We start from the raw sequence: 15,112 nt of genomic DNA on the forward strand, positions 1-15,112 counted from the left end.
TTGCCGGGGGGCGCAGTTTTGACGAGAGATCGAGTTTGACGTTCAGGCCTAACCTGCTGGTCGCGACCCTCGCGGCCTTTTCGGCCTGCGCCCATGCAGCGGCGGCGGACCCCCGCGCCCAGATCCGCGGCGATATGGACACCGAGCTGCGCCGGGCGCTGGAACGCGCCGTGGGCGAGGTCGATGGTGCGCCCGCCAGCCGGTTCGAGGCCCGACGGCGGGCCGAAAGCGCGGTGACCTCGGCCACAGCCCTGCTGCGCTCAGAGGCCTATTACCAGCCGGTCGTGGAAGACATCGTCGAGGGCGAGGAGACGCCGGTCGCCATCGTCTCGGTCGAACCGGGTCGGCGTTTCCTTCTTACCGACCCGACCATTCAGTGGGTCGATCCCGCGCCCGAGGCCGAGGCGGCCGACAAGGCCCGGACGGCCATCGCCCTGAAGGCCGGAGACCCCGGTCGGGCGGCAGATGTCATCTCAGGCGAGGGGCGGCTGGTGGCGACCCTGGTGCGCGACGGTTACGCCGACGCCAAGGCCAATCCGCGTCGGGTGGTGGTGGACCACGCCGCCTTCACCGTCGCACCGGAATACCGGATCGCCTCGGGGGCTCTGGTGCGGCTGGACGGCGTGCGACTGTCGACACGAGGTCGGACCAATCCCGAGTGGGTCGCCGGCCTGGCGCCGTGGAACGAGGGCGACCGCTACGACCCCGACCAGGTCGCCGAGCTGGAGCGCAGACTGCTGGACACCGGCGTCTATGACGGCATCGGCGTGGCCCTGTCGCCTCTGGATCAGGTCACCGCGGACGGTCTGCGTCCTGTGATCGTCAGCCTGCAGGACCGGCCGCGCCGCGTGCTGGAAGCGGGCGCCACCTGGTCCACGGCCGAAGGCGCCGGGGTGGACGTGATCCAGACCCGCTACAACCGCTTCGGCCGGGCCGACACCCTGCGGCTGGAAGCGCGGCTGGCGGACATCGACAGCCGGATCGGCGCGGACCTGTCCCTGCCTCACTGGCGACGGCCCGGTCGAACGCTGAAGCTGGGCGCGGCGGTGGTGAACGAAGACACCGACGCCTATGTGCGCACAGCCCTGGTCCTCTATGCCGACCTGCAGCAGCGCATCGGCAAGACCTCCTATTTCAACTATGGCATCGGGCTGGATGCGGGCCAGTACAGCGAGACGCGCTACGACTTCACCACCCTGCCCCCGCAGCGCGTCGACTTCGACCGCAACCTGGCGATCGTCACCGCGCGGACCAGCGCCTATATCGACCAGTCCAACGATCCGCTGAACCCGACCAAGGGCTGGCGCGTCAATCTGGCGGTGCAGCCGACGGCGGTGACGGGCGACAGCAACATCCTGTTCTTGCGCACTGAGACGCAAGGGACGGCCTATTTCCCCGTGGCCGGCGACCGAACCATCCTGGCCGGACGCATGAAGATCGGATCCATCGTCGGCGGCAGCGAGCTGAACGTGCCGTCGGATCGCCTGTTCTATTCCGGCGGCGGCGGGTCGGTGCGGGGCTATTCCTATCAGGGCGTCAATCCGCAGCTGCCGGACGGGACGCCGCGCGGGGGTCTGTCGCTGTTCGAGACCTCATTCGAAGTGCGTCAGTCGATCGGTCAGAGCTTCCAGGCCGTCGCCTTCGTTGACGCCGGTTCGGTGGGTTTCCAGGAGACGCCGAACCTGACCAACATGCGCTACGGCGCGGGCGTGGGCGTGCGCTACATGCTGCCGTTCGGGCCGATCCGGGCGGACGTGGCCGTGCCGTTGAACAAGAGTGAAGGCGACTCGGCCTTCCAGATCTACATCAGCATCGGGCAGGCGTTTTGACCGACACACCGCCTGAAGCCACGCCACCGGAAGTCACACCGGAAGAGACGCCCCCGACCAAGGCCGCGCGGCCCAGGAAGGCGCGGCGCGGATGGTTGAAACGCATCGCCCTGATTACCGGCGCGGTCATTGCGGGCCTGCTGGTGCTGATCGCCGCCGCCCTGGTGGGCGGGCGTTACTACATCGCCTCGGACGGTGGTCGGGAGATGGTGCTGCAGCGGCTGCAGGACCTCAAGATCAGCCGCTATGGCCGGCTGAAGGTCTATGGGCTGAAGGGCGATCTGCTTAGCGATTTCACCATCGACCGCGTCACCCTGGCCGACAGTCAGGGCGTCTGGCTGGAGGTGAACAACCTCAGCATGGACTGGTCGTATCTGGCGCTTGTGGGCCGCAGCTTCCACGCCAACGACATCAAGGCCGAGACCGTTCGCGTCCTGCGCCGGCCTGTGGTCGAGCCGCCCAGCGGCGAGCCGCCCAGCCCGCAGCCGATCTCGGTTCGGATCGACAAGTTCTCGGCCAACATCGAACTGATGGAGGGCTTCTCCAAGGAATACGGCCGTTGGAGCGTGTCGGGGAACGCCAGCCTGCCGCGCACCGGTGCCAAGAGCGCCACCGTCAACGCCGACAGCCTGAACCGGCCTGGCGACTATCTGCGTCTGGCCGCGACCTTCGGCGGCAAGCTGGAAGACACGCGCCTGAACCTGCGCGCCAACGAGGTCCAGGGCGGCCCGCTGGCCGGCGCCCTGGGCTATTCGCCCGACCAGCCGTTCTCGGCGGTCGCGGTGCTGAACGCCGATATCGTCAACGCCCGCGTCCAGACGGGGCAGTTCGTTCCCCTGATCATCCAGGGGCATTTCGGCGACAAGGGATCGCGCGTCTCGGGCTTCGCCGATTTCAGCGGCTCGGACCTGCTGGAGCCGTTCGTCACCCGTGTCGGCCGCACGGCGCGTTTCGGCTTCGCCATGGTCCTGACGCCGGACAAGGCCAGCCAGGGCGTGGCGTGGAAGCTCATCTCCGACAACGTCCAGTCCGAGGCGCGCGGCCTGATACGCAACGCGGACCGCAGTTCCCCGGACGGGATCACGCTGAACATCCAGACGGCGTCGCTGAGCCGACTGGTGGGGTCCGATGTCGCCGGGCCGGCCGCCTATTCCGGCCTGTTCAAGGGCGACGCCGAGACCTGGAGCCTGAACGGTCAGGCGACGCTGCTGAACGCCAATGTCGCCAGCTATCGCGCGACCCGCATCGCCGGGCCGCTGAACGTCGCGGTCAAGAATGGCCGCATGGACTTCGACGGCGATATCCGCGCCAACGGCGGGTCGGGTGAAGGCATCATCGGCGGCCTGTTGGGTTCGGCGCCGCGCGTGCAGATGCAGGCCGCGCGGATGAAGGACGGCGCCATACTGCTGGAGAAGGTCGATTTGCAGGGCCAGGGTCTGAGCCTGAACGGCTCGGGCTCACGCAATCTGCTGGGCGGGATGAGCTTTCGCGGCAACGCGCAACTGACCGACGCCTCACGCGTCCTGCCCGAGGCGCGCGGCGCCTTCGGCGGGCCGATCCGCGCGTCGTCGGCCCGAACGGGCGCGCCCTGGGTCCTGAACTTCGACGGGCGGGGGCGAAACCTGACCGTCGGCATGTCCGAACTGGATCGTCTGCTGGGCAAGACGCCCCGCCTGCAACTGGCGGGCAAGCTGAACGGCGGGCGAATCGAGGTCGAGCGCGGTGAACTGACCGGGGCGGCCGGTCGCGCCGGGGCCAAGGGCATCATCGAGACGGCGGGTAATCTGAGGCTGGCACTGGACTGGAACGCGCGCGGGCCGTTCGCGGCCGGGCCGGTCGAGATCGGCGGCGACATGAATGGACGCGGCGCCCTGACCGGCACCCTGTCCCAGCCGCGCGTCGACCTGACCGCCGGCTTCCAGCAGGTGACGGCGGGCGCCCTGACGCTGAACAACGCCGATCTGACGCTGAGCTTCCGCAAGGGCGCGGATGCGTCCGACGGCCGGATCATGGTCGTCAGCGGATCGAACTATGGTCCCGCGCGCGCCTCGGGCAACTTCTTCCTGGGCGGCAAGCAGATCCGCCTGACGGATCTGGACGTGGACGCGGGCGGCGTGACGGCCAAGGGCGCCGTCGCCCTGTCGGACAATATCCCGTCCAGCGCGGACCTGACATTCTCGGCGCGCGCCGGGGCCTTCCTGGCCTCGGGCGAGGCGAACGGCCGTGTGCGCCTGACGAACGGCGGCGGATCGGACAGCGCCATCCTGGACGTCAACGGGCGCAACGTGCGGCTGGCGGGCCAGAGCTGGATCATCCGCACCCTGGACCTGGACGGGCGCGGCACGCTGAACAACCTCCCCTTCACCCTGGCGCTGGACGTGGGCGGGCCGAACCCGGCCCAGTTCAACGGCACGGGCGTCTATTCGCGCCAGAACACCACCCACGGCCTGACGCTGCGCGGCGGCGGTCGGGTGCGCGAGGTGGCCTTCACGACCCGCAGCCCGGCCTCGATCACCTTGAACGGCGCGAACCGCACGGCCCATCTGGACCTGGGCGTCGGGGGCGGCGTGCTGCTGGCCGACCTGCGACAGGACGCGCGCACAGTCGCGGTCCAGGCCGATTTGACGCAGGTGGACCTGGGGTCGATCTCGCCCGAACTGCGCGGCAGCGTGACAGGCCAGGTGGCCATGCGCGGCGCTGGAAGCGACCTGTCGGGAACGGCCAACATCGCGCTGCAGAACGTGCGCAGCATCGATGCGCCGCGGGGCCTGGCGGTGGACGGTCGGGTGGACGCCACCCTGGCCGGCGACCGGCTGACCATCAAGGCGACGGCGGTCGACGAGGGCGCGGTTCAGGCCTCCGCCGATGTCGTCCTGCCCGTCGAGGCCTCGGCGGCGCCGCTGCGCCTGGCCATCGCCCGGACGCGCGAGATGTCGGGCCGGGTGTCGATCAACGGTCAGATCCAGCCGATCTGGGACCTGTTCCTGGGCGGCGAACGCAGTCTGGCGGGTCAGGTCAACGGTCAGGCGACCCTGGCCGGCACCCTGAACGCGCCGCGCCTGAACGGTCGGTTCGACCTGAGCCAGGGCAGCTATCGCGAGAACGCCGTCGGCCTGGTGCTGGGCGACATGACCCTGCGGACCCGGTTCGACGACACGACGGCGCAGATCGAGACCTTCACGGCCAACGATGGCTCCGGCGGCACAGTGACCGGCCAAGGCCGCGTCGGCCTGCGTCAGGGATCGGGATCGAACGCGCAGCTGACGCTGAGCCGCTTCCGCGTCATCGACAACGACATCGCCGAAGCGCGCGCCTCTGGCCCGATCACCATCGTTCGCGGCGCGGACGGCAATATCCAGCTGGGCGGCCGGATCGACATCGACGAGGCCAATATCCAGCCGGAACTCCCGGGCGCCACCGGCATCGTCTCCATGGATGTGGTCGAGATCAACCGGCCCGGCGGCGATCCGGAGGAGACCGAACAGAAGGCGCGCGGCCCGCAGATCGGCATGGACATCGCCCTGCGCTCGACCGGCGGCAAGGTGCGGGTCAACGGACGCGGCCTGAACGTGGTGCTGGACGTCAATGCGCGGGTGCGCGGCACGATCGCAAATCCGCAACTGACGGGCTCGGCCAATGTGGTGCGCGGCGACTATGAGTTCGCGGGTAAGCGGTTCGTGTTCGACGACACCGGCCGGGTGACGCTTTCCACCGATCCCAAACAGATCCGGTTGAACCTGGCGGCGACACGCGAGGATGCCGCCCTGACCGCCTCGATCAACGTCACCGGCACGGCGGCCGAACCGAAGATCGCCCTGACCTCGACCCCTTCCCTGCCGCAGGACGAAATACTGTCGCAGGTGCTGTTCGGGCGGTCGGCGTCGCAGCTGTCGGCCTTCGAGGCGGCGCAGCTGGCGGCGGGGGTCGCGGCCCTGGCGGGCGGCGGCGGGTTCGACGTGATCGGCAATCTGCGCGAACTGGCGGGTCTGGACCGGCTGTCCTTCGGCGGCGAGGCCTCTGCGGTCACGGTCGCGGGCGGTCGCTACATCACCGACGACGTCTATCTGGAGGTCATCGGCGGCGGCGAGAGCGGCGCGGCGGTCAAGGTCGAGTGGCAGCCCCGGCGCAACATCGCCGTCAGCTCGCAGTTCGGCGGTCAGGGCGACACCAGCCTGTCGATCCGCTGGCGCCACGAAAGCCGCGAGGCCGGCGACCGTCGTCCGAATCGCGGTCGTCGCACCCGCTGAGACGGCCCCGCAGCTAGAGAACCTCCAGCACCCGCTCCACCGGTCGGCCGATGACGGCGCCCTTTTCGGTTTCGACGATGGGGCGTTCGATCAGGATCGGCGGGCGATGGCGGCGGCCAGTATGGTTTCATCGTCGGCGCCTGAGTCCAGGAGGGCTTGGGCGTCCGCCTCCTTCCTGCGCAACAGGCCTGCCAGACCGACGCCGGTCCGGGTCGCCAATCGCTCCAGCGTCGCGCGGTCCCAGCCGGTCTTCAGATACTCGACCACCGTCGGCTCGACGCCCCGCTCGCGCAGCAGCGCCAGGGCGTTGCGAGATGTGCCGCATTTCGGATTGTGGAAGATGACGGCGGTCATTCAGGGCTCGTTGCGCAGGCGGTGGAGCAGCATGGCGCCCTGCAGGGACGCCACATAGATGACGGTGGAGACGGCGGCCGCCGGCCAGGTGGTCAAGAGGATCCACAGCGGCAGTTCGGGGGCGGGCATCGACCCCAGCAGCCGCATGCCCATATTGGCCACCAGACTGTAGGCCATAAGGGCCAGCATGATGATCGGGATCGCGCGCGTCATCATCCGCCACTGAACCGCAGCCAAGGCCCCGTATAGGATCACGGAAAAGATCGCACCGAAGCCGATGGCGTAGGGCCAGATCACCTTCATGAACTCGCGCTGCATCGCGACCTCATCGGACGACAGGCCCATGCGGGTGTATTCGGCGCTCATCGCCGTGTCGAACCAGCCGGAGGTGAACATCCACCAGGTGGGAATCAGGCCGACAACCAGAGCAATTCCTAAGCCGATCACCATGGACCGCGCCGAGCGTTGCGCCTCGGCCATGCCGCGCGGCAAGATCAGCGGGTTCATGGCCCGAAGCCACAGATCGATCGTCGTGCGTGTCATGTCGCGTCCCTGTTCGGGTGGAAACTAGCGGTGATCGGCGACGACTTACAGGCCCCGACCTTCACCTTTGCAGTCGGGGCGTCTAGGGTCCGGCCGATGCGGATTCTGACCTCTGACCAGGCCGTCCTCGACCACGTCGCCGCGCGACGCGAGGCCATCATCGGGCGCACCATCGACTGGGCCAACATCAACTCCGGCAGCCGCAACGCCGCCGGACTGAACGCCGTGCTGGATGCGCTGGAAGGGGCGGCGAAAGCCCTGCCCGCCACAGTCGAGCGTATCGCGACGCAAGGTTCGACCAGCGTCGGCGACGACGGTTCGGTGCGGGCAGAGGCCCATGCCGACGCCCTGAAGATCACCGCCCGGCCCGATGCGCCGATCCAGGTCGTCCTGACCGGCCACTACGACACCGTCTTCCCCGCCGACAGTCGGTTCCAGACGGTGACGACCCGCGCGGACGGCGCCCTGAATGGTCCCGGCGTGGCGGACATGAAGGGGGGGATCAGCGTGTTGCTGGCCGCGCTGGAGGCGTTCGAGACCCATCCCGACCGGCACGGCGTCGGCTGGACCGTGCTGCTGAGCCCCGACGAGGAGATCGGCTCGCCGGCCTCCGCGCCCCTGCTGGCTGAACTGGGCGCGCGGGGCCATGTCGGCCTGACCTATGAGCCGGCGCTGGCGGACGGGACGCTGGCGGGAGCGCGCAAGGGCAGCGGCAACTATCATCTGATCGTGACCGGCAAGGCCGCCCACGCCGGTCGCGCCTTCGAAGAAGGCCGCAATGCGGTGGCGGGCGCTGCGATCATCGCCGCCGCCCTGCACGGGCTTAACGGTCAACATGAAGGCGTCACCGTCAATGTGGCCAAGATCTCAGGCGGGGGCGCGCTGAACGTCGTCGCCGACAACGCAGTGGTCCGCTTCAACGTGCGCGTGCCGGACAAGGCCGCCGCCGACTGGATCGACGCCTCGGTCCGCGCCATCGCCGCCGCGCCACCGTTCGAGGGGCTGACCCTGGACCTGCACGGCGGCTTCACCCGTGCGCCCAAGCCGATGGACGCCGCCCAGACCGCCCTGTTCGAGGCGGTGAAGGAAGCCGGCGCCCTGCTGGGCCAGCCCATCGCCTGGAAGCCGTCAGGCGGGGTGTGCGAGGGCAACAATCTGCACGCCGCCGGCCTGCCCAACATCGACACCCTGGGGGTGCGAGGCGGCGACATCCATTCGGACCAGGAGTTCGCCTGGCCCGACAGCTTCGTCGAACGCGCCCAGCTGAGCGCCCTGATCCTTTGCAAGATCGCGTCGGGCGAGATCGACGCGGCCAAACTGAAATCCCTGCGGATGGAAACCCTGTAGAATGCTCGTCGTCCGTCCCGCCGGCCCTGCCGATCTCGATCATCTGCTGGAGCTGGCCATCCTGTCCGGTCCCGGCTTCACCAGCCTGCCCGAAGACCCCGACGCACTGTCCGACCGGCTGGAGCTGAGCCAGGCCAGTTTCCGGGGCGGGGTCACGCCGCAGGAGGCCTGGTACACATTGATGCTGGAAGACGGCGACACCGGCGACATCGACGGGGTCGGATCGGTCAAGGCGACGGTGGGGCTGAAGCGGCCTTTCTTCTCGTTCCGGGTGGTCCACAATACGGCGTCGTCGCCGTCGCTGGGGGTCAAGCTGGATCACCAGACCCTGGTGCTGGTCAATGAATGCACCGGCTGGACGGAGGTCGGCTCGCTGTTCCTTAAGGCGGATCGGCGCAAGGGCGGCGCGGGGCGTCTGCTCAGCCAGTCGCGCTACATGCTGATCGGCGCCCAGCCCGAACTGTTCGCCGAGAATGTGCTGGCCGAGTTGCGCGGGGTGTTCACGCCCGACGGCGCCTGTCCGTTCTGGGACCATGTGGCGCACAAATTCTTCCCGATGGAGTTCGACCACGCCGACCGGATGAGCGGTTCGACCGACAAGCAGTTCATCCTGGACCTGGCCCCGCGCCACCCGATCTATACCGAGCTGCTGCCCGAACCGGCGCGCGCGGTGATCGGCAAGGTGCATCCGCAAGGGGTGCCGGCCATGGCCCTGCTGGAAAGCGAAGGGTTTCGGCCCAACGGCCTGGTGGACATCTTCGATGCCGGACCGACCGTGTCGTGCGGGCGCGACAATATCCGCACCGTGCGCGATGCCCGCCGCCTGACGGTCGAGATCGTCGGGTCGGTCGAGGCCGAACTGCCGGCCCTGATCTCGACCGACAGCATCGCCGCCTTCCGCGCCGTCCGCGCCAAGGCGGACATCGAGGGCGACACCGTGCGCCTGACCGCCGAAACCGCCGCCGCGCTGAAGATCAAGGCCGGCGCCACTGTCCGCGTGAAATCATGACCGTCGCGCGCACATTCCTTCTCCCCTCGGGGGAGAAGGTGGGCGGCGAAGCCGCTCGGATGAGGGGGCTGGTTCAGCAGTTCCTCGCGTCAAACATCGACCCCGCATCTGGCAACCCCCTCATCCGTCTCGCTCCGCGAGCCACCTTCTCCCCCGAGGGGAGAAGGGGAGTGCAATCATGACCCTGTTCAAATCCATCGACCCCGCCACCGAAGCCACCAACTGGGAAGGCGAGGCCGCCAGTCCGGCGCAGGTGCAGTCCGCCGTGGACGCCGCCCGCGCCGCCTTCCCCGACTGGGCCGACCGTCCGCGCCAGGACCGGATCGACGCGGTCAAACGCTATCAGGCCGTGCTGAAGGAACGCGCGCCCCAGATCGCCGAGGCCATCGCGCGCGAGACCGGCAAGCCTCTGTGGGAGACCAAGACCGAGGCCGCCGCCATGATCGGCAAGGTGGACATCTCGATCCGCGCCTATGACGAACGCACCGGCGAACGCTCCAGCGACACCGCCTTCGGCCGCGCGACCCTGCGTCACCGTCCGCACGGGGTGGCGGCTGTGCTTGGCCCGTTTAACTTCCCCGGCCACCTGCCCAACGGCCACATCGTCCCGGCGCTGCTGGCGGGCGACACCGTGGTGTTCAAGCCGTCGGAAGAGACGCCTCTGGTCGGTCAGGTGATGGCCGAGGCTTTCGCCGCCGCCGACCTGCCGACCGGCGTGGTCAATGTGGTTCAGGGCGGACGCGAGACCGGCGCAGCTCTGCTGGACGCCGGGATCGACGCCCTGATGTTCACGGGGTCCGGCGCGGCCGGCGCGCACTTCCGCAGGAAGTTCGCCGACGATCCCCACGTCATCCTGGCGCTGGAGCTGGGCGGCAATAATCCGTTGGTCGTCTGGGACGCGGCGGATGCCGAGGCCGTGGCCGGGATCGCGGTTCAGTCGGCTTTCATCACCACTGGCCAGCGCTGCTCGTGTGCGCGTCGCCTGATCGTGCCTGAAGGGCCGCAGGGCGACGCCATCATAGAAGCCATCGCCGCCCTGTCCGACCGGCTGGTGTTCGGCCCGTGGGACAGCGATCCCGAACCCTACGCCGGGCCGCTGATCTCGGCCCGCGCGGCCGAGGCGGCGCTGAAGGCCTTGCAGGACCGGATCGACAGGGGGGCCAGGGTCATCCGCGCCTCGGGTTCCGTCGCCAACCTGCCCGGCGCCTTCGTCAAACCGGCCATCATCGACGTGACCGGGATCGACGTGCCGGACGAGGAGATATTCGCCCCCTTCCTGTCGGTGACGCGCGTTGCGACCTTCGACGCGGCGATCCAGGCGGCGAATGCGACCCGATACGGCCTGTCCGCCGGTCTGGTCAGCGACGACCCGGCCAACTGGGACCACTTCATCCGCCGCATCCGCGCGGGCGTGGTCAACTTCAACCGCCCGACGACGGGGGCGGCGGGCGACATGCCGTTCGGGGGTCTGGGGGCCAGCGGCAATCACCGGCCCAGCGCCTACTATGCGGCGGACTATTGCGCCTACCCGGTGGCGACCTTCGAGGCCAATGCGGTCGCCAACATCGAGGGCGAGATCAAGGGATTGAGGGCGTGAGAGTGCGCGATGCCTCTCCCTCCCCTTTATGGGGAGGGACGATCGCGCAGCGATCAGGGTGGGGTACGACGAGGCCTGCACGACTTCATACTTCCCCACCCCGGCTCCGCTGCCGCGTCGCCGCCCCTCCCCATGAAGGGGAGGGAGAGCCTTGGTGAAAGCCGTCGAAGCCAATGCCGACGGCCTGATCGGGCCGACGCACTCCTACGCCGGTCTGTCGCCGGGCAATCTGGCGTCAAGCCTGAACAAGGGCGAGGCGTCGAATCCGCGGGCGGCGGTGCTGCAGGGGCTCGACAAGATGAAGACCCTGGCGGACCTGGGTCTGCCCCAGTTCGTCCTGCCCCCGCACGAACGGCCGAACATCCCCTTCTTGCGGACGCTGGGATTCACGGGATCGGACGCCCAGGTGCTGGAACGGGCGTGGAAGGATGCGCCCAGCTTCGCCGCCGCCGCCTGTTCGGCCTCGCCCATGTGGGCCGCCAACGCCGCGACGGTGACGCCCAGCGCGGACGCGGCAGATGGCCGGGTGCATTTCACCCCCGCCAACCTGATCACCAACCTGCACCGATCGCTGGAACACCAGCAGACGAAGCGGGCGCTGGGCGCCCTGTTCCCCGACACGCCGCGGTTCGCCGTTCACGACGCCCTGCCCCCGGTCGCGCACCTGGCCGACGAGGGCGCCGCCAACCATGTGCGCCTGTGCGCTGAGCATGGGGCGCCGGGCATCAACCTGCTGGTCTGGGGCCGCGAGGCGTTCGAGCCTTGGGACGGTCCCTATCCTGCGCGTCAGACGCGCGAGGCGTCGCAGGCTATCGCGCGTCGCCATGAGGCGTCGGGCGTGGTCCTGGCTCAGCAATCCAAGGCCGCAATCGCCGGCGGGACCTTCCACAACGATGTGGTCTGCGTCGGGGCGCTGGAGACCCTGTTCTTCCACGACCTGGCGTTCGAGGACACGGCGGGAACACAGGACGCCATCCGCCGTGCGGCGGACGGTCTGTTCGAACCGATCTTCGTCGAGGTCTCGTCCGCCGACCTGCCGCTGGCCGACGCCATCAGCAGCTATCTGTTCAACTCCATGCTGATCCAGATTCCGGGCGAGGATCGCCTGACCCTGATCTGCCCGACCGAGACCCGCGACAACCCGCGCAGCCATGCGGTGGCGCAATCCCTAGCCGCCTCCAACCGCCCCATCGGTCGGGTGGAGTATGTCGATGTGCGCCAGTCGATGCGCAACGGCGGCGGGCCGGCGTGTCTTCGTCTGCGGGTCGTGCTGAACGCGGCGGAGTTGGCGGCGACGAATCCGGCCATGCGGCTGACGGACGCCCTGCACGCCGACCTCTCAGCCTGGGCCAACCGTTGGTATCGCGACGAACTGCGGCCCGCCGATCTGGCCGATCCAGCCCTGCTGGACGAGACGCGCGGGGCGTTGGACGACCTGACAAATATTCTGAAGCTTGGGGGGAGCTTCTATCCGTTCCAGGGCGTTTGATGCGTCAAATGACCACACCCTCCTCTCCCATGAGCCCCGCCCGCCGCCTCAGAAACATCGTCGGCGGGTCCGCCGGCAATCTGGTGGAGTGGTTCGACTGGTACGCCTATGCGGCCTTCACCCTGTATTTCGCGCCGGTCTTCTTTCCCAGCGAAAACCCCACCGCCCAGTTGCTGAGCGCCGCCGCCGTGTTTGCGGTTGGCTTCCTGATGCGGCCGATCGGGGCGTGGATCATGGGCGTCTATGCCGACCGCAAGGGGCGCAAGGCGGGGCTGACGCTGTCGGTGACGCTGATGTGCACCGGCTCGCTGATCATCGGCGTGACGCCAGGCTATGGGACCATCGGTCTGGCGGCGCCGGCCCTGCTGCTGTTCGCACGGTTGCTTCAGGGGCTTAGCGTCGGCGGCGAATACGGGTCCAGCGCCACCTATCTGTCGGAAATGGCCGAGCCGCATCGGCGCGGCTTCTGGTCCAGTTTCCAGTACGTCACCCTGATCTCGGGCCAGCTGATCGCACTGCTGCTGCTGATCGTGCTGCAGAATACGCTCAGCGAGACGGCGCTGGCGTCGTGGGGCTGGCGCATTCCGTTCTTCGTCGGTGCGGGTCTGGCCGTCATCGTCTTCTGGCTGCGTCGCCGGCTGGACGAGACGCACAAGGCATCCGACGTGAAGGACGCGCCGAAATCCAGCGCCATGCAGTTGATCCTGAAACACCCCAAGGAGGCGTTGATGGTGCTGGGCCTGACCGCCGGCGGCACCCTGGCCTTCTACACCTACACGACCTACCTGCAGAAATTCCTGGTCAACACGACGGGCTTTCCCAAGAACACGGCGACCGAGATCAGCGCGGCGGCCCTGTTCATCTTCATGCTGTTGCAGCCGGCGGTGGGCGCGCTTTCGGACCGGGTGGGGCGACGTCCGGTGATGATCGCTTTCGGCGTACTGGGGGTGCTGTGCACCGTGCCGATCATGACCGCGCTGTCGACGGTCGAGAGCCCGTTCGTCGCCTTCCTGCTGGCGCTGGCCGGGTTGGTGATCGTGTCGGGCTATACGGCGATCAATGCGGTGGTGAAGGCCGAGCTGTTTCCCGCCCACATCCGCGCGCTTGGCGTGGCCCTGCCCTATGCCATCGCCAATGCGGTGTTCGGCGGCACGGCGGAATATGTGGCTCTATGGCTGAAGGGCGCGGGCGTGGAGAGCGTCTTCTTCTGGTACGTCACGGGCATGATCGGACTGTCGCTGTTCACCTTCATCCGCATGCGCGATACGAAGCACAACAGCCTGATTACGCACACCTGATCGCTCGCTTGAAGGCGCGTGTACAGAGGTTCATACGGTTCGATGACAGTCGCATAACCGTATCGAGCGCTCGCCTTGTTTATACTTCTAGCCCCGCTGGCCATTGCTTATGGGCAGCAAGCGGAACCGACCACCCTGAACGACATCATCGTCGAGGCGCATCGCGTCGATCCGCTGCTGAGCGTTACGGCGTCAGGCGGCGCGACCCATAACGCCATCGTTCGCAGCGACCCGGTTGGCGTACGCTGCGGCCCAACGCGATTTCAGTACGACGCCTATGAGGCCCCACGCCTATGCTGGATTCGTACACCCGCAGGGACGCCCATCCGCCTTAAGGCCGAGAATCCCGGTACACTTGGCTGGCATGTCGAATGGCGAGGCTGCGAGGCGAGCGCGGACGAAACGGAATGCGTTCTGACCATGCCGGCGCAAGGGGCAGAAGTTTCGGCCACCTTCGTCGCACACTGACCTTTTTCAGGCCGCGAAACGCCCGCCGCGCTGTGCGTAGGCCTGGGTGCCGCGCGTAAAGACCTGATCGGACGGCAGAACGGTCTCGATGGGCAGGTCGGCCTGCCCCTTCAGCGCCGCATAGACCGGGCCGAAGTCCTTGAGCGTCTCGTCCTTCAGCGCTTCCAAACTGTCGATGACGAAATAGACCTGCTGGAAATCATCGATCCGGTAGAGGGTGCGCATCACCCGCTCCAGGTCGAAGCCCAGGCGGTTGGGCGACGGGTCATCTAACGCAAAGACGCTCTCGGTCGAGGACGAGACGATGCCAGCGCCATAGATGCGCAGGCCGTCGGTGTCCTTCATCAGGCCAAACTCCACCGTGTACCAATACAGACGCGCCAGGTTGGGCAGCATGCCCAGGCCGGCCGCGCGTTGGCCGCCCTTGCCATAGGCCTCCATATAGGCGGCGAAATCGGGGTCGGTCAGCATGGGCACATGGCCGAAGACGTCGTGGAAGATGTCGGGCTCCTGGAGGTAGTCCAGTTGGTCCGGCTTCCTGATGAACTGGCCCGAGACGAAGCGGCGGTTGGCCAGATGGTCGAAGAAGACCTCGTCCGGCACCAAGCCGGGCACGCAGACCACGGTCCAGCCGGTCAGGGCCTGGAGCTTGGGATTGATCACGTCGAAGTCGGGAATGCCGCCGGCGTTCAGGTCCAGCGCGTCCAGCCCGCGCAGAAAGGCGTCGCAGGCGCGGCCAGGCAGAATCTTCATCTGGCGGGCGTACAGGGTGTCCCAGGTCTGGTGCTCGACCTCGGTATAGGCGGCCCAGTTCTGGGGAATGGTCCAGTCGGCGGCCGCGCCCTCGGGCGGCTGTTCGAAGACGTGTTCGAAGTCGGACATGGGCTTTCCTCTTTTGCCGACAGTCTAGCCCGGAGCCGCCGCGCCTTCC

General features: G+C 68.1%; 12 protein-coding genes. 8 read left to right on the top strand and 4 right to left on the bottom strand.

The features are described from left to right. Positions 1–35: 35 nt before the first annotated feature. Entirely contained in the window at positions 36–1,829 is a 1,794-nt protein-coding gene (locus EGY25_RS00930) for an autotransporter assembly complex protein TamA (protein ID WP_135193185.1), read from the top strand. Further along, positions 1,826–6,076 (top strand): translocation/assembly module TamB domain-containing protein, encoded by a 4,251-nt coding sequence (locus tag EGY25_RS00935; protein ID WP_135193186.1) that lies wholly within the window; start codon positions 1,826–1,828, stop codon positions 6,074–6,076. Before EGY25_RS00930 ends, EGY25_RS00935 begins: the two co-directional genes overlap by 4 nt. Positions 6,077–6,089: 13 nt before the next feature. On the opposite strand, the gene EGY25_RS16885 is transcribed toward EGY25_RS00935, so the two are convergent. From EGY25_RS16885 to EGY25_RS00945, 3 genes are read right to left on the bottom strand one after another with little or no spacing between them, the layout of a single operon-like run. After that, the gene (locus EGY25_RS16885) at positions 6,090–6,173 is read right to left on the bottom strand and encodes a hypothetical protein (protein ID WP_348521822.1); all 84 of its coding nucleotides are present in this window, start codon (positions 6,171–6,173) and stop codon (positions 6,090–6,092) included. Then, positions 6,167–6,430, bottom strand: a complete 264-nt coding sequence (locus EGY25_RS00940) for an arsenate reductase (glutaredoxin) (RefSeq protein WP_348521821.1) — start codon at positions 6,428–6,430, stop codon at positions 6,167–6,169. The genes EGY25_RS16885 and EGY25_RS00940 overlap by 7 nt, the downstream gene beginning before the upstream one ends. Continuing rightward, positions 6,431–6,973 carry a hypothetical protein gene (locus tag EGY25_RS00945; RefSeq protein WP_135193187.1) on the bottom strand — a complete coding sequence of 181 codons (543 nt, stop codon included), beginning with the start codon at positions 6,971–6,973 and terminating at the stop codon, positions 6,431–6,433. It abuts the gene before it with no gap. A 96-nt stretch (positions 6,974–7,069) separates the two neighbouring features. On the opposite strand from EGY25_RS00945, the gene EGY25_RS00950 reads away from it, so the two are divergent. From EGY25_RS00950 to EGY25_RS00975, 6 genes are all read left to right on the top strand, one after another. Then, positions 7,070–8,320 carry a hydrolase gene (locus EGY25_RS00950; protein WP_135193188.1) on the top strand — a complete coding sequence of 417 codons (1,251 nt, stop codon included), beginning with the start codon at positions 7,070–7,072 and terminating at the stop codon, positions 8,318–8,320. A 1-nt stretch (position 8,321) separates the two neighbouring features. Further along, entirely contained in the window at positions 8,322–9,329 is a 1,008-nt protein-coding gene (locus EGY25_RS00955; protein ID WP_135193189.1) for an arginine N-succinyltransferase, read from the top strand. Between the two features lie 178 nt (positions 9,330–9,507). Continuing rightward, on the top strand, positions 9,508–10,926 hold the full coding sequence (gene astD / locus EGY25_RS00960) for a succinylglutamate-semialdehyde dehydrogenase (RefSeq protein ID WP_135193190.1): 1,419 nt from the start codon (positions 9,508–9,510) through the stop codon (positions 10,924–10,926). A gap of 151 nt (positions 10,927–11,077) precedes the next feature. Next, positions 11,078–12,415: an N-succinylarginine dihydrolase gene (gene astB / locus EGY25_RS00965; protein WP_135193191.1), complete on the top strand. Its 1,338-nt coding sequence runs from the start codon at positions 11,078–11,080 to the stop codon at positions 12,413–12,415. Positions 12,416–12,423: 8 nt separating this feature from the next. Beyond that, positions 12,424–13,713, top strand: a complete 1,290-nt coding sequence (locus tag EGY25_RS00970) for an MFS transporter (protein ID WP_135193192.1) — start codon at positions 12,424–12,426, stop codon at positions 13,711–13,713. Positions 13,714–13,788: 75 nt separating this feature from the next. Further along, positions 13,789–14,181 carry a hypothetical protein gene (locus EGY25_RS00975; RefSeq protein ID WP_135193193.1) on the top strand — a complete coding sequence of 131 codons (393 nt, stop codon included), beginning with the start codon at positions 13,789–13,791 and terminating at the stop codon, positions 14,179–14,181. A 6-nt stretch (positions 14,182–14,187) separates the two neighbouring features. Here the strand turns inward: EGY25_RS00975 and phhA are convergent, their stop codons facing one another. Continuing rightward, positions 14,188–15,063, bottom strand: coding sequence for a phenylalanine 4-monooxygenase (phhA, locus tag EGY25_RS00980; protein ID WP_135193194.1), 876 nt, complete (start codon positions 15,061–15,063; stop codon positions 14,188–14,190). Positions 15,064–15,112 lie beyond the last annotated feature (49 nt).

Source organism: Brevundimonas intermedia (assembly GCF_004614235.1).
GTDB lineage: Bacteria > Pseudomonadota > Alphaproteobacteria > Caulobacterales > Caulobacteraceae > Brevundimonas > Brevundimonas intermedia_A.